Origin of the sequence: Bacteroides sp. 3_1_23 (genome assembly GCF_000162555.1) — a bacterium.
Lineage (GTDB): Bacteria > Bacteroidota > Bacteroidia > Bacteroidales > Bacteroidaceae > Bacteroides > Bacteroides ovatus.
This window is the reverse complement of the sequence record NZ_GG774952.1, coordinates 466,766-486,300: the sequence shown is the minus strand read 5'-3', so window position 1 is coordinate 486,300 and position 19,535 is coordinate 466,766. Positions and strand designations below refer to the sequence as shown.

Annotated in this window: 13 protein-coding genes and 1 tRNA gene; 2 read left to right on the top strand and 12 right to left on the bottom strand. The window is 42.1% G+C overall.

Going from position 1 to position 19,535, the window contains the following annotated elements; all coding sequences use genetic code 11:
- Positions 1 to 51 precede the first annotated feature (51 nt).
- Positions 52 to 1,212: a glycoside hydrolase family 130 protein gene (locus HMPREF9010_RS09690; RefSeq protein ID WP_004299907.1), complete on the top strand. Its 1,161-nt coding sequence runs from the start codon at positions 52 to 54 to the stop codon at positions 1,210 to 1,212.
- Between the two features lie 290 nt (positions 1,213 to 1,502).
- Here the strand turns inward: HMPREF9010_RS09690 and HMPREF9010_RS09695 are convergent, their stop codons facing one another.
- From HMPREF9010_RS09695 to HMPREF9010_RS09710, 4 genes are all read right to left on the bottom strand, one after another.
- Complete coding sequence (locus HMPREF9010_RS09695) at positions 1,503 to 3,773, bottom strand: GH92 family glycosyl hydrolase (RefSeq protein ID WP_008649683.1); 2,271 nt, start codon at positions 3,771 to 3,773, stop codon at positions 1,503 to 1,505.
- Between the two features lie 219 nt (positions 3,774 to 3,992).
- The gene (locus HMPREF9010_RS09700) at positions 3,993 to 4,664 is read right to left on the bottom strand and encodes an RluA family pseudouridine synthase (RefSeq protein ID WP_004299905.1); all 672 of its coding nucleotides are present in this window, start codon (positions 4,662 to 4,664) and stop codon (positions 3,993 to 3,995) included.
- A 9-nt stretch (positions 4,665 to 4,673) separates the two neighbouring features.
- On the bottom strand, positions 4,674 to 5,420 hold the full coding sequence (fabG, locus tag HMPREF9010_RS09705; protein WP_004299904.1) for a 3-oxoacyl-[acyl-carrier-protein] reductase: 747 nt from the start codon (positions 5,418 to 5,420) through the stop codon (positions 4,674 to 4,676).
- 16 nt (positions 5,421 to 5,436) lie between these two features.
- Positions 5,437 to 6,027 carry a TetR/AcrR family transcriptional regulator gene (locus tag HMPREF9010_RS09710; RefSeq protein WP_004299903.1) on the bottom strand — a complete coding sequence of 197 codons (591 nt, stop codon included), beginning with the start codon at positions 6,025 to 6,027 and terminating at the stop codon, positions 5,437 to 5,439.
- Between the two features lie 237 nt (positions 6,028 to 6,264).
- Here HMPREF9010_RS09710 and HMPREF9010_RS09715 point away from each other — a divergent pair.
- Positions 6,265 to 6,337, top strand: a tRNA-Met gene (locus HMPREF9010_RS09715).
- A gap of 260 nt (positions 6,338 to 6,597) precedes the next feature.
- On the opposite strand, the gene HMPREF9010_RS09720 is transcribed toward HMPREF9010_RS09715, so the two are convergent.
- From HMPREF9010_RS09720 to HMPREF9010_RS09755, 8 genes are all read right to left on the bottom strand, one after another.
- Positions 6,598 to 7,395 (bottom strand): sialate O-acetylesterase, encoded by a 798-nt coding sequence (locus HMPREF9010_RS09720; RefSeq protein ID WP_008649679.1) that lies wholly within the window; start codon positions 7,393 to 7,395, stop codon positions 6,598 to 6,600.
- A 17-nt stretch (positions 7,396 to 7,412) separates the two neighbouring features.
- Positions 7,413 to 10,088, bottom strand: a complete 2,676-nt coding sequence (locus HMPREF9010_RS09725) for a glycoside hydrolase family 2 TIM barrel-domain containing protein (protein ID WP_008649678.1) — start codon at positions 10,086 to 10,088, stop codon at positions 7,413 to 7,415.
- A 19-nt stretch (positions 10,089 to 10,107) separates the two neighbouring features.
- Positions 10,108 to 12,462, bottom strand: coding sequence for a TIM-barrel domain-containing protein (locus HMPREF9010_RS09730; RefSeq protein ID WP_032852751.1), 2,355 nt, complete (start codon positions 12,460 to 12,462; stop codon positions 10,108 to 10,110).
- Between the two features lie 8 nt (positions 12,463 to 12,470).
- Positions 12,471 to 14,264 carry a glycoside hydrolase family 71/99-like protein gene (locus tag HMPREF9010_RS09735; protein WP_008649676.1) on the bottom strand — a complete coding sequence of 598 codons (1,794 nt, stop codon included), beginning with the start codon at positions 14,262 to 14,264 and terminating at the stop codon, positions 12,471 to 12,473.
- Between the two features lie 57 nt (positions 14,265 to 14,321).
- Positions 14,322 to 15,335, bottom strand: a complete 1,014-nt coding sequence (locus tag HMPREF9010_RS09740; protein WP_032852750.1) for a DUF6528 family protein — start codon at positions 15,333 to 15,335, stop codon at positions 14,322 to 14,324.
- A gap of 57 nt (positions 15,336 to 15,392) precedes the next feature.
- Complete coding sequence (locus tag HMPREF9010_RS09745; RefSeq protein ID WP_032852749.1) at positions 15,393 to 16,949, bottom strand: hypothetical protein; 1,557 nt, start codon at positions 16,947 to 16,949, stop codon at positions 15,393 to 15,395.
- A gap of 383 nt (positions 16,950 to 17,332) precedes the next feature.
- Complete coding sequence (locus tag HMPREF9010_RS09750; RefSeq protein WP_004310455.1) at positions 17,333 to 18,895, bottom strand: hypothetical protein; 1,563 nt, start codon at positions 18,893 to 18,895, stop codon at positions 17,333 to 17,335.
- Positions 18,896 to 18,923: 28 nt separating this feature from the next.
- Positions 18,924 to 19,535 carry a fasciclin domain-containing protein gene (locus tag HMPREF9010_RS09755; protein WP_004310456.1) on the bottom strand — a complete coding sequence of 204 codons (612 nt, stop codon included), beginning with the start codon at positions 19,533 to 19,535 and terminating at the stop codon, positions 18,924 to 18,926.

Below are 19,535 nucleotides of genomic sequence, written 5' to 3'. Positions count from 1 at the left end.
ATTTATATGTAGGGAGTATATGACTCCTAAAAAATAAATGACCCATATAATATGAACAATATGAAATCAACTTTTTTATTCCTACTTACTACAACCATGATGACCTGTACTGCCTACGGACAGTCTTCCAATCATAAAGAGAACAAATTACCCGATTGGGCTTTCGGTGGTTTCGAACGTCCAAAGAATGTCAATCCGGTAATATCTCCTATAGAAAACACTAAGTTTTACTGTCCATTGACCAAAGATTCTATTGCGTGGGAATCGAACGATACATTCAATCCGGCTGCTACACTCTACAATGGTGAGATTGTCGTGTTATACCGTGCAGAGGATAAATCAGGTGTCGGTATCGGACACCGGACTTCTCGCCTCGGTTATGCCACTTCTACCGACGGCACACATTTCCAACGGGAAAAGACTCCTGTATTCTATCCGGATAATGATTCACAAAAAGAGTTGGAATGGCCCGGCGGCTGCGAAGACCCACGAATTGCCGTAACCGATGACGGATTATATGTAATGATGTACACCCAATGGAATCGCCATGTACCTCGCCTGGCAGTAGCGACCTCCCGCAACCTAAAAGACTGGACAAAACACGGTCCTGCTTTTGCCAAAGCATTTGATGGAAAGTTCTTCAACCTGGGTTGTAAGTCCGGCTCTATCCTGACCGAAGTTGTTAAAGGGAAACAGGTTATCAAGAAAGTCAACGGGAAATACTTTATGTACTGGGGAGAGGAGCATGTATTCGCAGCTACTTCCGATGACTTAATCCACTGGACACCGATTGTCAACATTGACGGTTCCCTAAAAAAGCTGTTTTCTCCCCGTGACGGCTACTTCGACAGCCATCTCACCGAATGTGGGCCTCCGGCTATCTACACTCCGAAAGGAATTGTCCTTCTTTATAATGGTAAGAACCATTCAGGAAGAGGTGACAAACGCTATACCGCCAATGTCTATGCTGCCGGACAAGCACTCTTCGACGCCAATGATCCTACCCGCTTTATCACCCGTCTCGATGAACCGTTCTTCCGTCCGATGGATAGCTTTGAAAAGAGTGGGCAATATGTGGATGGAACCGTATTTATAGAAGGAATGGTCTACTTCAAAAACAAATGGTATTTGTATTATGGTTGTGCTGACTCCAAAGTAGGAGTAGCCGTTTATGATCCGAAACGACCGGCAAAAGCTGATCCGCTTCCATAGTTATAAAAATAGTCTTGATTACATTCTTTTTTAAAGGAAAGATGTACTTATTTCTTAAAACTATATTCCCCAAAACGGCTGAAAACAGTAAGTTCTTGTTAAGGATTTGCTTTTCAGCCGTTTCTAGTATAAAATAAAGCTTTCCGAAGCAGAATTAAATGCTACAATCGGAAAGCCTTATAATACCTATTGAAAACTGAATTGAATATTGAGAACCAGCTTTATTCTTTCATTGTCGGAGGCTTCTTCCTCCTTTCAACAATTAGCTGTCTTTTATAAGTAAGCCATCTTTATCCATTTATCTTATTCAAAACAACCGGTCTGTTTGCCGGAGCCTTACCAAAATTCTTATTAGGCTTTTTCCCCATTACAAACTTCAATGTGCTGCCATTTATTATATCCTGATAAGTGATATAACTCTTATCATAAGGCTTGCCATTCAAATACACTTTCTGGATATAGATATTTTCTTTGCTGTTATTGGGTGCTTCTACAGTAAAAGTGTTACCACCACGTACCTTCACTTCTACTTTCTTAAAACAAGGGCTACCGAAAACAAATACACCATCCGACGGGTTCACCTGATAGAGTCCCATAGATGAAAGAAGATACCAGGCAGACATTTGGCCACAATCCTCATTACCGATGATACCGTCCGGCTGGTCTGTGTAAAAATCGCTCATGATAAAACGAACCTTTTCCGCCGTTTTCCATTGTTCACCGGCATACGCATAAAGATAAGCAACATGATGGCTCGGTTCATTTCCATGTGCATATTGTCCGATCAATCCGGTTATGTCGCTCGATGCTCCTTCCCCCATACTGTCGGTATTGGTAAAGAAACCATCAAGCCTCGTTGTAAAAGGTTTGTCACCTCCAAACAAGGCAATCAGCCCATAGGGGTCTTGTGGAGCAAAGAAAGTATATTGCCATCCGTTTCCTTCACAGAAATCTCCAACAGTATGGATGGAACGTGCCGGATCGTAAGGAGTACGCCAAGAGCCGTCTTCCAGTTTCGGACGAATGAAATGGATAGAAGAATCAAAATAGTTCTTGTAATAATGAGCACGTTTTGAGAATGTTTCAGCATCTTCTGTCTTTCCCATCTTACGTGCCATAGCGGCAATTCCCCAGTCGTCCACTGCATACTCCATGGCTATGGAAGTAGCTTCATGAACTTTGTCGGCAGGGATATAGCCTTTTTTGACTACATAAGGTACTCCTTTCTGCTTTTCATAAGTAGCTGTAGCTATCATTGCTTGCAATGCTTCTTCCGCATCGAACCCGGTAAATCCTTTCAGATATGCATCGGCAATCACCGGCACGGAGCTATACCCCGGCATCTGATCGGTCTCTCCACTCATCAAAGGCCAGATAGGGAGTTTGTCCTGCTGACGATAGATGGAAATCATCGAATTGACTACATGGTCAACCATTTCAGGTTGAGTAATAGTCATCAAAGGATTTAATGCACGGTAGGTATCCCATAAAGAAAGAGTCGTATAGTTGGCTTTCTTCGGGTCTGTGTAAATCATGTCATTCATCCCTCTATACTCTCCATTCACATCGCAAAAAAGCGTAGGGGCAATCATAGTATGATAATGGGCGGTATAGAATACACGTTTGGAAGCCTCATCATCAGTCTCTACTGTCATCTTCTCCAGTTGCTTATTCCATCGGTCGGCACTCATATCCACCACCTTATCAAAATCCCAGTGAGTAAGTTCGGATTGCAGGTTCATCGCTGCGTTGTCACAGTTGACAGAAGAAAGGGCGACTTTTATCTTCACTTCCTTCACGTTACCAAAAGTGAGGACACTCTTCACCGATGCCACTTTCAGTTGGTCCCAAGGTTGCGGGGTATTATCATCATAGGCAGTAAACTGCTCTATCTTCTTATCACTTTTCAACACAAAATAAACTTTGCGGGAAGGACTCCAGCCTCTCACATAACGATAACCCTCTACTGTATAATCATCTACCTTACGGATATAGCTGTCGTAAGCATTCGATCCGTTTCCTTCACGTAAGTCGATTAATATGGAAGCCGGTTTTCCTTCAGGATAAGTATAACGATGGAAGCCTACACGATCTGTAGCTGTCAGCTCGGCTTTGATATTGTAACGGTCGAGAAGCAAAGAGTAATATTCGGGACGGGCGATTTCATTCGCATGAGAATATCTGGAAGCATACCCATCACGTATATCATCCTGATTGCCTCTGGGAGTACGGATCTCATTCAATGGCATGATGAGAATATCACATAAGTCAGTACAGCCCGTACCGCTCAAATGGGTATGTGAAAAGCCAATTAAAATACTATCGGAATAATGATAACCCGAGCACCAGTCCCAACCTTTATGGATATTAGTAGGACCCAGCTGTACCATTCCATACGGAACACTCGTCCCAACAAAGACGTGTCCATGATAACCGGATCCGATATACGGATCGACGTACTGCAATAATCCTTCACTTTTTGAATAGTTCTGTTGCGCTACTCCATTTCCCGCTGCAAGCAAGACACAAGAAGTAAGTGCAAGTAGTTTAAATGCCTTCATTCGTATTTTTCTTTGGTATGATTGAAAATTATAGTTAGCGAATGATGCAAATATACTACCTATTTAGGAATTAACTAACTGTCGCTAGAGTTTACAAGAAAAATGGCAGGCAGGTTTACTCTTTTGGCAAGTTCCAACCACAGATTTACACGGTTTTCCACAGAAAAACTGCGTACCGTCTACTAAATAACATAATAAATGAATCTGTGGAAATCCGTGTTAATCTATGGCGAATCCTTTCCATAAATTCCCTTCGGGAAGAGGAGCTTCAAGCTCTATCAGTTCTTTTGAGACAGGATGTATGAACCGTACTCTCCGGGCATGCAGACAAATGCTCCCATCCGGATTGGAGCGTGGAGAGCCATATTTCAAATCTCCCTTGATAGGGCATCCCATTTTTGCCAGCTGACAACGAATCTGATGATGACGTCCGGTTTTTAAATCGACTTCGAGCAAATAGTAATTCTCCGAATGACCGATCAACCGGTAATGCAAGATCGCTTTCTTGCTGTTCGGCACTTCTTTGTCGTATGCATAACTTTTGTTCTGCTTTTCATTACGTACAAGAAAATGTACCAGTTCACCTTCCGGTTCTTGCGGAGCATTTTTCACAACCGCCCAATAAGTCTTTTTCACCTCACTGGTGCGAAACATTTCGTTGAGTCGTGTAAGTGCCTTACTCGTTTTGGCAAAAATAACAAGACCGCTTACGGGGCGGTCCAGCCGGTGTGTCACACCGAGGAAAACATTTCCGGGTTTCTGATACTTCTCTTTCAGATACTGTTTCACAGTCTCCGAAAGCGGCGTATCTCCCGTCTTGTCTGCCTGGACAATCTCGGAAGCGGTCTTGTTGACTACAATGATATGGTTGTCTTCGTATACAACAGTCATTCTGTTCGATTACATATTCATACCACCATCTACCTGAATCACCTGACCTGATACATAAGAAGACATATCAGAAGCCAGGAAGGTAGCGATGTTTGCCACATCTTCAGGAGTACCACCACGACGCAAAGGTATTTTCTTTGCCCATTCAGCTCTTACTTCGTCAGAAAGAGCAGCTGTCATGTCTGTCAGGATGAATCCCGGAGCGATAGCGTTGGCACGGATGCCGCGAGAGCCCAACTCTTGTGCGATAGACTTAGCCAATGCAATCATACCTGCCTTAGAAGCAGCATAGTTAGCCTGTCCTGCATTTCCGTGAACACCTACAACAGAGGCCATATTGATAATGCTACCAGCTTTTTGACGCATCATGATAGGTGTACAAGCGTGGATGAAGTTAAATGCAGACTTCAGGTTCACGTTGATTACCATATCCCATTGCTGTTCGCTCATGCGCATCATCAAACCGTCACGAGTGATACCGGCATTGTTTACCAATATATCGATCCGTCCGAAGTCCTTGTGGATTTCTTCAACGACCTTTGCAGTATCTTCAAAGTTAGCCGCGTTAGAAGCGTAACCTTTGGCTTTCACGCCCATTGCTTCAAGTTCCTTTGCTGTATTTTCTGCATTTTCGTCAATGACAAGGTCAGTAAATGCGATGTTTGCACCTTCGGCAGCAAACTTAAGAGCGATAGCCTTACCAATACCGCGAGCAGCACCGGTTACAATGGCTGTTTTTCCGTCTAATAATCCCATACTAAAAGTTATTTAATTAAATTTCTGTTCTATGCAGTGCGCCAAACACAATGTTGGACACATATCTATTTCTTGTATCTTCATCCAGATGTGCACCTATATGGCCTCGAATATAAGGAACTTCAATTCCTTTCACACAATAATGTATCAAGTCGGCAGTCATCTCCACATCGTCAATATGGAAAACTCCTTTTGCCTGTCCTTCTAGAAGAACAGCTTTAAAGAGCTGGACTTCCTTTGCATCAAACTTCTTGCGAACTTTTTCCACCCGCCATATATCACGGAAGAAATAAGCACGCAGTGTTCCGTTTCGATAGACGACCTCTTTTACTGCGTCCAACCGGGTATATATCATCTCCAACAATTTCTCGTCCGGTGAGATATTTTTCTCGGCCACCCGCTTCATCATATCCGACAGAATATCCAATTCCGATTCCACAACAGCCAAATAAATTTCATCCTTACTTTTAAAATAAGTATAGAGCGTTCGTCTACCTTTTTTAGAAGCAAGAGCGATATCATTCATAGTTGTGTTTTCTACTCCCATCTTCGCAAAAAGCTGACGGGCTACATCTACTAATTTGGCTTTTGTCTTGGATACGGTCATAGGTTACAAATTGCACATTGCTGAATATTTTGAGCAAAAGTAATTCTTTTCTTTAGACCATACAAGAAAATAGAGAGAATATTAACATTTGTATATTAATAGGTGCTAAGAAAAAGTTTCATCATTATTTCATTCATTCTCAACCAAATAAGAAAAAAATGATGATTTACTCGAAAAATATTCAGCAAATTATTTGTTTGTTTCAAAAAAAGCCGTACCTTTGCACCCGTTAAACATCGCGGAGTGGAGCAGTTGGTAGCTCGTTGGGCTCATAACCCAAAGGTCATTCGTTCGAGTCGGATCTCCGCAACTAAAGATAAGAAGAATCGCAGAAATGCGGTTCTTCTTTTTTATGACGACTCTTCTTTACTGACTTTATTCACAACCTAATTTCAGTTATCAACAAGGATATCAACAAAGTTATCAACAGGTTAATTTACTTATAATAAAACAATTAACTATATAGATTCCTTTTCTATCAACAAGGCAGTATTTAGTTATTCACCATACAAAAGCCGGCTGATTCATGAGGAATCAGCCGGCTTTTATGTTCCTTCGAAAAAGGGTATCCTATTGATGTTTATAAAACTTCAGTATCTTTTTCGCATAACGTTTTCCTAATAACAGTTGTGCTTCCGTATTAAAATGAGGGTCTTTCTCATCTTTATACCATCCCAATCCTTTCGATGATACCCAATCGGAATAGGGAATAAATGAAGAAACTTTTTTAATCATCTGATTAAAGGGGACTGTACCTGCTTCTCTTTTCGTCCAGTTCCATTGTGAAATCTGTCCTACAACAACCGGTAGATCCGGCATGTCCAGATCTTCCCGCAAGTCTTTCACCAAAGAAATCGGTTTCTGTTTATACGCTTCCGGATTCGAACAATCGGCTTCTCCCTGATGCCAAAGGATTGCTTTCAAAACACCTCCCTGCTTCATTGCAATCCGAACCCGGGAAAGAGCTTCTTCATAATATCCGTCTTTACTCCCTTTTAGCCAGGAGTTGATGGATGAGCCTCCACGCGCATTTACTACCAGTCCGACAGGACGTTTCGTTTGTCGGGCCATCTCTTTAGCAAAGCCGTAAGCCGGTCCCAAACGCTGCATTGACAAATCTTTCCGAACTGTAGAATAACGATTGAGAGGATTTACTGCCGGTTCAAAATTCCCCTTATCATTCAATAGATACACATTTTGGAGGGTATCCATGACTTCCGGAGTTAATGTTGCACGCCCCGCCATGTTGGATTGTCCGATGCATACATACAAATCAAAAGAGGACGGAACATTCTCCTTTACATTCCCGGCAAAAGCAAATAAGGATTGCAGGAGGAGAAAAGACAGTAAATAAATAGACCTAAGCATATTGACAGTGTTTATGATTAATAGTTTCTATAAATACGGATAGCGTTCAGAATAGGTTCTCCTTCTTTTTTATGAAAGTCAACACTCAATCCTTTTCCATCCTTCACCGTTACTACAAACTTCTTGATAACAGCACGGGCATATCCGTAATCACGAGCTATGTTGAAATCATCCAAAACAGTCGTTCCATTCATTGAAATTCCGAAGCTACGGTTTCCGGCAAACGTCTGTTCCGAGTCAGCTCCCAGATTATAAACCAACGCTTCCCTCTCTTTGTCCGACTCCAATTCTGCCCAGTACAAATATACGGAATATTCTCCATTCGGTACATCAGCTTTAAAAGATTTTATTCCAACACGTTGAGTCTGGAAGATTGGATTCATATCCGTTCCCAGAATGTCAATATCCGAACCAAGCATACTGCCGAATCCTGTTTTACGACGATAAGAAGTTCCGCCTACAAATCCCCAGCTACCGGGCTTATACTCCTGCTCGGGAATCCATGCTACATTTGCTGTACGGTCTTCAAAATATCTCGGAGAACCCAACATTACATTTATTTCCGTAAATGGGATTGCTTCGTCTTTCAACTGTGAGCCTACCAACTGGAACTGAATCCGGAGCATATCCCGCAATTTGCTATCACCAGCCACAGCAACCGCTTCCAGGAGATTCTCCCCACTAACGAACGGTACATCGAACAAAGCATAATTATCTTCCACCTTTTTCTTCCCCAGACTCTTATTGTTCACAAACAGCTCTACTTCTTCCGCATTGGAGAATACAGGAACAGACTGAATACATTCTTTCTGTGCAGTATTCACCACTCCCCCACGGCTTTTCCACTCCCGATTACCTATAACAAGTATCGGACGACGTGACAAAGCTGTCTTATAAAACCAATAAACATCTTTCTTCTCCCTGTTTAATCCGACAACTCCTTTATTGTTTACATGAGGAACAGCATCGACACGGGATTCGGAATAAAAATCATTCAGATTCCACAGACTGGAACCGGCAATAAACGGACGTTTCATCATTTCACGGAGATAATGTTTATGATACACCAAACCATATTCCTGTGAGAAGTCGAAACGTTCCGGCTGGTAGGAATGAAGTCCCGGATCTACTCCCGGTCCATATTCCGTAACCATCAACACTTTTCCCTTGTATACCTTATGGGCACGGTCGAGCAAACGTTGAAACTCATTGATATCCGGCTCATACCAGCCTTGATACAGGTTCCACCCCTGAATCATCGGAATTTCGGTCAGATGGGCGTCTTCGTAATATTGAGGCATATTATGATAAGCCATCATGGTATATCTTGAAGGATCTTCCTCGCGGATGGTCGCTTCCAAGGCACGGGCTACTTTTTCAGTAAAGCGGTAGTAATCTTCCAATTGCTTGCCTTCGGTATAAGGGCGACGCAGAAAAATCTCATTCATATACCCCCAAATCATAACAGAAGGGCGGTTGAAATCCTGACGTACCATTTCTTTAGCCATCTCAACGGAGTTCTGCAAAAACTCTTCAGTTTCCGTAACAGCATTGACAACGGGGATTTCAACCGAAGTCACAATACCCAGTTTATCACACATTTCCATGATTACAGGATCTTGGGGATAATGTGACACACGCAGGAAGTTCCCTCCCATCTCTTTCAACAGTAGTACATCCTGTACATGCAACTCGTCGCGCAAGGCATTTCCTTTCTGAAAATAATCCTGATGCCGGGCAGTTCCGATTAGTTTACGTCCTTTGCCATTCAGGAAAAAGCCCTTTTCCGAATCAAATTTAAACCAGCGCAAGCCTAACGGATTCACCACTTCATCCAGCAAAGTACCCTTTTTCTTATCGAGAATACGCGTATATACCATATACCGATAAGGATCGTCTATATCCCACAAACGGGGCGAATCTATTTTTATCTTTTTAGAGATGTCTGTCTTTGTTTCACCGGATGCCAGCTTTATTTCCGCATGAGTCTTTTTCACTTCCTTACCATCCGCATCGCAGATTACATTTTCCACCCTGATTTCTGCTGGTTGAAGTGTATTATTCGTCAGTAATGTAGTAATTTCTACCGAGGCTGCGGAGTTGTTCACTTCGGGTGTACGGATATAAACTCCTGACGAAGCATTATCATTCGTTGCAATGTGCACCGGATTCATAAACTGCAGATAGACATCCCGGTAGATACCGCCAAAGAAAGTAAAATCGGCAGATAAGGGAGGAATATTAGGGTTATAGACATTGTTCACATAAATGGTAAACAGGTTTTCCTGTCCATAACGCAAATGGGAAGTGATGTCAAAACAGAAACGGGTATACCCTCCTTTGTGTTCTCCCACGAACTGACCGTTCAGATAGAATCGTACTTCCTGATTGGCTCCTTCAAAATAGATCACTGCCTGACGTCCCTCCTGGCTTTTATCTACAAACAATTGTTTCCGGTACCAAGCCGGTCCCCGATAAAATCCCGGAGTTTCGTCGTCTGCATCTTTATTATTCCATGTATGAGGTATATTGACCGTCTCCCAAGAAGAGTCGTCACAGCCGGCCAGCTGCGCTTCAAACGGAGATCCTTTTGTAAATTTCCATCCGTCGTTGATTGTGTATACCACACGCTGTTGCGCCTGTGCCCATCCCACAATAAACAATAGAATAAAAATATAGAGAAACTTCTTCATAATCGATATATACTTATAATTAAAACTTTATTTTCACTTCTCTACCTGTGTAGACGCACTCTTTGCTATCAAGAGCTGCACCTTCAGGCAGATATAATTTCACATGCATTTTTATTTGTTCCGGCATACCGGGATAAGTTCCCTCACGCAGTCCAATAGTCAATGTCCGTTCCGAATCTTTCCATTGCATCGGCACTTTCGAACATATGCCCTCTTCATAGCGGTAGGAGTCACCTTCATCCTCATACCATAAAAAAGCAGCATCCGCTCCTCCATAGATACGCAATTCCAGTTCACGATCGGGATATTCCATCGCATATTGTTTCACTTCTGCCAAAGGCAAGATAGAACCAGCCTTCACATAGAGCGGAAGTATGTCGAGGATATTTGTCTGCATTTGTTCTCTTCCTCCTTCAAAAGCTTCTCCGGTCCAGAAGTCATACCAATATTTACCACTGTGTTCCGGCAGATAAATACAGATGTTCTTTTCTTCCGATTGCGGATGAAATACCGGACGCACCAATAAGGAAGTACCGAACATATAGGCATTATCAATATCAAATGTCCGGGTATCTGTTGTGAAATCCATTGCCAAACCTCTCAACATGGTATAATTATTGGCGGTTACCTGATGGGACATTGAGTAAATGTATGGCAACAGACGGTAACGCAGATGGATATACTTCACTTGATTATCATAAGATAATGTCCCCTCTTCACCGAATTGCCAAATTTCACGCGGCACATTCGTACCGTGAGCACGGAAGATAGGAGTAAATGCGCTAAACTGGAACCAACGGGAATATAACTCTTTATAATCATTACTTTTCAGTCCGTCGGGATATTTTGCATCCCGTTCTGTGACAAAGAATCCTCCCGTATCGGAAGTCCAATACGGAATACCGGACATAGACAAGTTTAAGCCGGCAACCAGTTGTTTGTGCATATTCTCCCATGAAGCCGAAACGTCACCCGACCATACGGCTGTACCATAATGCTGTTGCGAGGCAAAGGCGGAACGAGTTAGGATAAATATACGCTTCTGATCGCTCTCGGCGCGCAGGCGTTGATAGAAGTCCTTTAGCATTTCTAAAGAATAAGTGTTCAGATAACGGTGGAAGCTACCCAGATAAGTATTACCTGCCGATTTGGTCTTTTCTTCCTGCTTCAGCTGTGTGAATCCGTCCCGGAAAGATGGTTCCGTTGCATCCATCCACCAAGCATCCACGCCCATATCATAGAGTCCTTTCTTGAGGTATTGCCAGAAGATATCCCGTGCAACAGGATTGTAGGCATCAAAAACCTTATAACCCGCCCATGTAGGTTCGCTAAACAATGCACCGATAGAATCCAAAGACTGATAGACAGCCGTTTCCGGTCCGAATCCGGGCCATACGGAAAGCATAAAATGAACATGGTCCTGTTGATGCAGTTCATCAATAACCTGACGGGGATGATTAAAGTTTGCCGGATGGAAGGTCAGGCTGTTCCAATGAGGTTTGTCTCCCCAATATTCCCAGTCCTGCACAATGTTATCCAACGGAATTCCCCGTTTACGGTATTCTTTAACGACTGCCTTCAATTCATCGAACGACTTATAACGTTCTTTGGACTGCCAGAAGCCATACACCCATTTTCCAAACATCGGCACGTCCCCCGTCAATTCCCGATAACCGGCAACGACTTCGTCCATATTCTTACCATAGACAAAATAATAGTCGGAGGCATCACCTACTTCGGAAGTAAATGAGTAGCCCTCCTTCGTATCTTCAAACTTCGTAGAAGAATAATTATCCCATAAGACACCGTATCCGTTGGTCGAAATAAGGAACGGATTGACAATATCCATATTGGCCTGTAACAGAAGTACAGATTTCCCCCGATAGTTCATGATTCCATTCTGATACTGTCCCAGTCCGTAAATGGCCTCATCCTCGGTAGGAACAAAGCGTTGAGTGACTTCGAGACATTGTTCACCTCCGGCAACCGAACGTTTGAAGTTCCGTGCCTTTCTATCCCCTTTCTCTTTTAGTAATAACTTACCTGTGGATGTTTCCTGAAAAGTGAAAGCCACATCTGCCTTATCAAAAACTACGGAAAGTTCACGGGTGCGAAAGACCAGCTTCTGTCCCGTATCTTCCCATTTATAATCTTTAAAAGCCGGCTTTTCCGAATCGACCACCAATCTTCTTGTTACCAGTGTATCACCTTCAGGAAAAGACAGAATCCGCACGCACCCCGCCGACATAAACTCGACCCGATATTGAATACTGTCAGATACGAAAGCACATCCCCTACCGTCTTCATGAACCGGAGAGGAACATCCGATGCAGGATAGTACAGATAAAACTAATAACCAATTAAAACTCTTCATCCATGCATTTATTTGACTGTGTAGATCGTATAACCCAATGACAAATTACGAACTACGACATTTCCTTTTAAATAGAAAGTAGGCATATTGAATCCATTCATGATATTATCCTTATACAATTCTACTTTTGCGCTTTTCCATTCACCTGTATTGTCGGTACGTATCCGGGATACAATTTTAAACGGTTCTTTCGGTTCGCGCTGTGTAGATGAACGTATAAAAAGAGATTCATTTCCCTTGTCCAGGTATTCAAAATAGAGATACCCTACATAGTTATTCATTTGTAATTTGGAAACCAGCTCTTTGGGCAAAGAGATAGAGAGAGTTTCTTCGGCACTGTAACCACCGGATTTTCGCTTTCCCTGAATCTTCATGTCCGACTCACGCAAACGCATCATCTCAACCGCCAAAGCGGATTTTGCCGTCTTGACATCATTTTCTATTTGTGACAACAAGCCTATTGCCACCGAATAACGTCCCTGGCTAATCAACAATGCTGCCTTATCGAGCGAACGTTGACAAGCGGATACGTCCATCTTCGTCTTTTCCAGGAAACGGGCTTCTTTTCGCAGCCGGAAAAGCATTAAAGGTAAGGTTAATCCACGCTCGTCCGCCTGTTCGTCTTTGAATTCCGCCGCATACTTTAAAGTCGTACGTAGTTCACGGTCACCGTTTTCAATGGTCGGCTCTATTTCGTGTCCTTCGGTATAGTCACTCCACGAAGCGATAAACATCATGTCCAGGCTGTCCTTCTCTGCCATACAGAACTTCCACATACTTTGATAAGTTTCTCCATTGTTACGTGGGATATAATAGAAGTGTCCACGTCCCCAGCCTGCACAGCCCCGGTTATCCATTCCCGGCATGGCAAATCCCGACTTAATGGTATAAGCAGGATTGTTACTATGCCAAATTGAATCACGGAAAGGTTTCATAAACTCAATAACATCATCCTGTGTGGCATAATTATCCCATTCAGCATGTGCCTGATCTCTTGTGCGAACACGGGCAGGAAGCCATGCAGTCGGTATTTCTCCCACTTTTTCCCAAGCATCCATATCATCACTGCGGGTGACGGGAATGTATTTATCATTTTCCAGTTTTCCCCAATCCGCCCAACGGCGTAAGGCAACGGGCTGCCTCATTCCTTGCGGAAACTTCACTTGTGATAACACTTTCTTGTATTCATCAACTTTCGCTCCGGGACCGAAATGATAAAAAACAGGCATTCCTTTCACCATAGGAGCAGTCGGACCTGTGAAGACACTATCTACCAGATATTGATAACATTTAGCCATGTATTCGGTCTTTGCCTCACGGGTGTTAACTTCCGGATAAATCTTCGTAATCCAGTCATAATATAACCAACCGTCGCACCAGTTTACGCCGATTTCAAAGTCATACTTTGCTGCCACTTTCTGCATCTCACGCAGCAAGATGTCATTTTCGTGAGGCTTGAACCCCCATTCGATAAAGAATCCATCTATCTTAGCCGCTTTTGCCGACAATATCTGATATTCGATATAATCGGGATCGAGATTGGACTGCATTCCGACTTGGGGATAAGCCACTGCCGCTATCTCATGCCGTCCTTCGCTGTCTATCAGATCGGCATTATAACACAGCGACTTCCTTCCGGTACTTGATTTTTCCGTATTGGCATACATTTCCCAACGGCCCAACTTTCCGTCATGCTGCCGGGTATAACGTACACCGTGGAAGTCGGCATACACTTTCTTTCCGTTTTGCGCCAAAGCCGGTAATGCGATAGATACCAATAAAAAAAGAAGAAGTTTCCTCATTGTTCCAAACTTAATTATTCAACTTATATATTTTATCAATCTTCGGCTATACTTAATTTAATCTTCGCCCAATACGAAATCATGCTTTTCCGGATAACTGAAAGTATTGTCTATCATCCAACGACCTTTATAAATCTTAGCTCCGTCCATTTTGAAAAGTTCTTCTCCCTCCTCATTTACAAGTCCTTCTGCCCACCACTCTTCAGTCGGTTTCAGCATCAGGATTCCGTCCGGTCCGTTGCAGATGCTTTTTATATCGGCTATGCTGTAAACTTTCTCGCAAGTAGGTTCGGCAGAGTCATTAGTCGTAGCGTCGGTAACTCCAGTCAAATCAAACTTATAGACAGCCGAAGCAGCAGTAAGCCATAATTTATCTTCTTCACCATATACCGGGAACAAATCATGCCCACCCGATTCATTGCTGAATGTATAAAGGGTAGTCTGATTTATTAACTTGGGATTACTCCGGTTGCCATCGTACTTAAAACGGAATAATGCAGTCACTCCCTCTTTTTTGGTAGCTGTAGCATAAAGATACGATCTTTTCTTATCCCAAACAACATTATGCGCATTACCCAACTTCACCGTATTAGCTTTTGCTCCCAATACCTTAACCGTGTCAACCACAAAGGTATTGATTTCACCGGATTTAGATTCTGCCGTCACGATATTTCCATCGGGCAATACCTCCGCAGAGTGGGGATTCTGTCCGCAGTTTGCATAGAACATTAATTTATGATCGGACAAACGGATTAAAGCCACAGCTCCGCCGGAGGCAGTCATCAAGATATAGCGTCTATTGAAAACCGGTTTCACTTCACTCGGATTAACAAACCAACCCTGCTGTGCAGCAGGAACACAGGCAGTATAAGGATCCCAACTCCAAATATTGCGGTGCGTCTCCGCATCTCTGATGACAATAGCCCGTCTGGATTGTTCCGCCAGTACATAAGCCTTTTCCGGAAGTTGAAAGATTTCATTTTTTACTACAGGAGCGGCATCATCATCGGAACATGCTCCCAAAGCTATATTAAATCCTAAAAGGATTGCAAATAAACTAAACTTCTTCATGGTCATAACTATTTTAATTCTAAATATTCAATTTGTCTATTTAAAGTTTCCGTCAATCTATTGAACCGATTTTGTATCGTAATAATCGATCAATGAATGAACTGAAAGATTCAACTGCCGCATCTGCGACAGAAAAGATTCATAAGGTTCGTATTCGATGGAAACCACTCCTTTATTAGAAGCTTTTCCGTTAGAATCGTAACCATCATTATACTCAAAATGTACCCAGCCCACACAGTTATGAGTTTCAAGCAAACGAAGACAGAAGTTCTGATAAAACTCACCTCTATTTTTTTGTGTATGCACCAGCCAGCCACCTCCTTCAGTATTAGCATATCCAGTTCCTTGATAACTGGCATCTTCCGCTTTTATATAGAATTCTGAAACTAAAAAAGGTTTCGCTCCACACCAGATTTTCAGGTTTGCCAAGAAATCTGCCTCCGGTTGCCAACGTGCATAATAGTTGACGGAAACAAGATCGCAATAACGAGCACACGCTTCCACCACTTTCTGATTATATTTACTCCAATCATGCAGACGTGTTCCCAATATCAAATGCTCTTTATCATATCGTCTGACGGTAGCGGTGGTCAACTGATAATAATAATCAGCAACCATCCCCCGGAAGTCTTCCTGATTTTTCTTGGTTATCACTCCGGTAGAAGCTATACCGTTATCCCGCATAAACTTTTCGGCATACTCACGAGCAGCTTTATAGCGTTCGGGCAAAGACAAGAAATGTTTCAGATCAATTCCTCGCAAAGGGTCAGCATTCTGATAACTGGCAAATGGCAATTCATTGTCAAGATAGAAACCGATAAAATGCCGGTCACCGGCAAATAAAGCTGACTTTTCTTGTACGAGACGATCTATGTACGTAGCAAATGTGGGTTCAAAAAGAAGAACTAAGCGATTATATTTGTCATCATCAAACGCATAGCCCAAATTCCTACTCATATCCCACATAAAGGTACGAAGCAGATACAGATTCTCTGCATAAGCAATCTTTTGCGTCTTAGGGGTCAACAAGTTACCACGTACTGCAGCAGGAAATACTTCAATACGGTTCGAGCCATACGAAATATAGTTTATATGATTGTCTGCTAACAGTTTGCCAGTCTCTTCACTCCATTGCGCCTCACTACCGTATCGAGTACCGAAAGCCTTCTTATGAGCAGTAGATTCTCCCGGACGAACATGCTGAATTCCATGAATGATAACAGCTCCATTATCCGGATCGAGCAAATAAAAACGGCCTCTACAATTAGCCACTCGGAAAAAGCCTTCTTTTCCAACCACAGAAGAAGGCTGTAAACCGATTCGTCCTCCCCATGCAGTCCGGCTATAATCCGAAGAGGGAGTATACCAATTCATATTATCAATGGTACGTGTTTCCCTTGAATCTGCCGTTATCCATGCCTGGAAAGTTCCGTTCTGCCACTTCCGGTATTCTACATTCATAAAAGTATATTCATCTTTTTCCAAAGAAGCATCTTCTCCTTCCGGTTTCAAAGGTTCTATTTCGTTGGAAGAGGAGGAACAGCTAAACGTCAACTGCATCAGTCCGACCAAAGATAAAAAGAGGAAATACCTATATATTATATGTTTTCTCATATTACTTTCAGCTACTGCACATTATTACTTAACCATCGTATTTGTTATCAATCGCATCTTTCGTATACTCTAGTTCACCGGGATAGCTGTTAATAACTCTCGCGTCGGCTATTAATAGAAAAATTATCCTCCACTAGGAGAGAACTTCCTTCCTCCTTGTTGCAAACTTCTTTTATCCTTATTATAAACTATAAACGCAAGCTTTGTTTTTATAATTGCAAGTTTTGTTTTTATAAACGCAACTTGCATTTATAAAAACGTAAGCTTCGTTTATAGTTTGTATCGGACAGAGAACAACTTTACTCCCAATGAAAGGGAAGTTTAGTCTTAATAGAAAAGAAGTTTTCTATTAAGACTTCAGGCGGTAGGTAATACTACCCTGCTTACTTCTTCTTAGGGAATTTGATTTCAACAGTTAATACACGAGCTGTTGTATCTCCGGGCTTCAGTACACCTTCACCAATAGATGGTGTCATACTAATGATTTTCATCACTCCGATTCTGTTTCCACCTGCTGCAGAAGTCGATGCTGTTTTAAAGGCAATAATATCTCCCTCCGCTATAGGAATCAGTTCTTCTTTCACAATCAAACTAGCTGATATTTCAGAAGCTATAGAAGTAACTGTTGCATTATCATAATCAAAGCCGGAAAGTTTAGCTATCATAGTCTTATTCTTCACAGCCGCGGTGTTCAAAGATACCCCACCGGAGCCTGTATATTCATTTGTTTTTGTAGCATTTATAGAATACAGACGAGGCTCTGAAGGAACGTCCTTACCTTTTCCCATACAATAGAATTTCAAATCAACATTCTTCGCATTATCCGCACTAGCTAATGCATAATCAACAGAATACGTTTTTAAATCTTTGAAAGATAACAAACCATAAGCATCCGGATATTTTTCGTGCGCACTATTAGCAAAAGTCTTACTAGATATATTCACTGTGGCAACATCCATATTTACATATGCTTTCACAGTTCCGACAGCTTCTTTTCCCACTCTCCCATCAGAAACCACCACTTTAATTTGAGACGTAGTTTCAGTAAAATCAATTTCCGGAGTGTAATCCAATTGTTTCTCACCATTCTTCTGTTCCCGTAAGACTTCGATTTCCTGTCCGTTTTCAATACGGTAAATAATTACTTCGTGAACTCCTCGTACAGATTCGACCTTCACCGGCACTCCCTGTTTTGCATCTGTTGTAGCAAAAATAGGCAATTCAGGCAAAGTCAATACAGGTATTGGCACTGTTCTATATTCCACAGGTAAAGTTGAAATGGTCACATTATCATATATATCCACTGCTTTTACTTTGAAACCTTTATCGCCTTCTTTGTAATTAATCATCTCGTCATACGAGAAATCCTTTTTGCCATTCAGTTCCACACTTCCTTTTGATTCCTGTCCGGTGGCAGATACCAAATACACTTCCACAACCTTCAAGCCGGCTTCCGAAACAACTTCGAAAGTAGTACGGGGAATTACCGGATTTTCATCCATCTCATCATATACAATCTCTTCCGGATCGAATGTAATGACAGGACGTGCCATTACATCGGTAACAGCAATTGGTAAAGTCCCACTCGTAACATGATTCAGTTTATCTGTAGCTTCAATGATAAAAGCTTCATAATTTGCATTGTACTCCAAGTTTTCAGACAAGCTATACGAGTTGGGATTGAAAAAGTCGGTTACAGTTTTATATTCTGTCACTCCCTCCACCGTCTGCAATTTCATTGTCACGCTCTGAAGCCCTGCCTGTGATTTAATAACAGCCACTACCGGCAGATTGTCTACTTTATTCAAATCAACGTCCAGCTGCTCCATAGGAAAATTAATCACAGGAGCCGCTGCATTAGGATCCAATCCATCATTATCGTCGCCACAGGCAGCAAAGCCCAAGCAAAGTCCTAATATTAATAAGGTATATATTTTACGAATCATAATTAGTTCTCTTTTTAATTAACTGTGGTTATTTGGAATATTTGCAATAGTTCTCAAATATATGAATCACACCGTTTGTCGGCAGAATATTGCTAGTCTTAGCTTGTCGTTGCGGAGATTTTCCGTTGCTTCCGGTCTGATTCACCAGAATCTTACCTACTGCAGCCTGCCATGGATTTTTCCAAACAGACATTGTCATCAATCCAGTCTCACCTTTCAGCATAGTTAAGACGAACATCGGTTCTACCTGCAATTGCCCATAAGAACTATATTCTCCATCTACAATATGATAAAGCAACATATTCTTCACCTTTTCTTTATCACAATCTGTAATGGAAGCTACGCCTGCAAATTCATTCTCCCGATAAAGCTGCATACCGGCATTATTCAAAGCCAGAAAAGTATATTTATTATCAGTCTGGGTATAATAGTCCTTTAAGCCTGTATATTCAATAGCTGCTATCAACTCCGAGAACATATCTTTGTGATCCTGAAAATATTCCCACGCTGTCACTTTTACATACGGATCATCCACCGAAGGCTCATAATCATAGTTCTTTTGCAAGTCCAGATCACAACCGGTCAATGCCAAAATTGTCCAACAAAAGAAAAGAGTCTTATATAATATTGTCTTTTTCAT

Coding starts and splice junctions, on each gene's coding strand:
- HMPREF9010_RS09690 (WP_004299907.1), top strand. CDS start 52: ATGAACAATATGAAATCAACTTTTTTATTCCTACTTACTACAACCATG.
- HMPREF9010_RS09695 (WP_008649683.1), bottom strand. CDS start 3,773: ATGAAGGCATTTAAACTACTTGCACTTACTTCTTGTGTCTTGCTTGCA.
- HMPREF9010_RS09700 (WP_004299905.1), bottom strand. CDS start 4,664: ATGACTGTTGTATACGAAGACAACCATATCATTGTAGTCAACAAGACC.
- fabG (WP_004299904.1), bottom strand. CDS start 5,420: ATGGGATTATTAGACGGAAAAACAGCCATTGTAACCGGTGCTGCTCGC.
- HMPREF9010_RS09710 (WP_004299903.1), bottom strand. CDS start 6,027: ATGACCGTATCCAAGACAAAAGCCAAATTAGTAGATGTAGCCCGTCAG.
- HMPREF9010_RS09720 (WP_008649679.1), bottom strand. CDS start 7,395: ATGCTTAGGTCTATTTATTTACTGTCTTTTCTCCTCCTGCAATCCTTA.
- HMPREF9010_RS09725 (WP_008649678.1), bottom strand. CDS start 10,088: ATGAAGAAGTTTCTCTATATTTTTATTCTATTGTTTATTGTGGGATGG.
- HMPREF9010_RS09730 (WP_032852751.1), bottom strand. CDS start 12,462: ATGAAGAGTTTTAATTGGTTATTAGTTTTATCTGTACTATCCTGCATC.
- HMPREF9010_RS09735 (WP_008649676.1), bottom strand. CDS start 14,264: ATGAGGAAACTTCTTCTTTTTTTATTGGTATCTATCGCATTACCGGCT.
- HMPREF9010_RS09740 (WP_032852750.1), bottom strand. CDS start 15,335: ATGAAGAAGTTTAGTTTATTTGCAATCCTTTTAGGATTTAATATAGCT.
- HMPREF9010_RS09745 (WP_032852749.1), bottom strand. CDS start 16,949: ATGAGAAAACATATAATATATAGGTATTTCCTCTTTTTATCTTTGGTC.
- HMPREF9010_RS09750 (WP_004310455.1), bottom strand. CDS start 18,895: ATGATTCGTAAAATATATACCTTATTAATATTAGGACTTTGCTTGGGC.
- HMPREF9010_RS09755 (WP_004310456.1), bottom strand. CDS start 19,535: ATGAAAAAGACAATATTATATAAGACTCTTTTCTTTTGTTGGACAATT.